This window comes from Christiangramia aquimixticola, assembly GCF_048285835.1.
In the GTDB taxonomy this organism is placed as follows: Bacteria; Bacteroidota; Bacteroidia; order Flavobacteriales; family Flavobacteriaceae; genus Christiangramia; species Christiangramia aquimixticola.
In genome coordinates this window covers 1-283 of record NZ_JBLVTL010000311.1, presented here as the reverse complement: position 1 = coordinate 283, position 283 = coordinate 1, and the positions used below count along the sequence as shown (strand labels likewise).

Genomic DNA, 283 nt, shown 5'->3' with positions numbered 1-283 from the left:
CCAAGTTCTGTTATTTACATTTCTGAAAAACCGCTCCCAAGAGGAAGCAGGCCCAATCCTAGGAGTAAGGATTACTCCATTGGTTAAATAACCATCCAATTCAGTCTCAAAGCTCAATGTTTGCTGTCTAGCAGGCACTTGAAAATTCGGATTCCCAACGATCTCTATAGCTTCCCCTGCACGCATTCCTTTTCTCCCATAAAGAATATAAGGATCTCCTGACTGCAAAGCTCTGAGGGTGGCCTCATTGGCACCAAACGCTCTCAGACTCTGATAAGCTCGA

1 protein-coding gene is annotated in these 283 nt (G+C 44.9%); it reads right to left on the bottom strand.

Annotated features, from left to right (window positions below; genetic code table 11):
- The coding region (locus ACNKXV_RS14610; protein ID WP_417908427.1) for a hypothetical protein at positions 1-283 on the bottom strand (283 nt) is incomplete at both ends.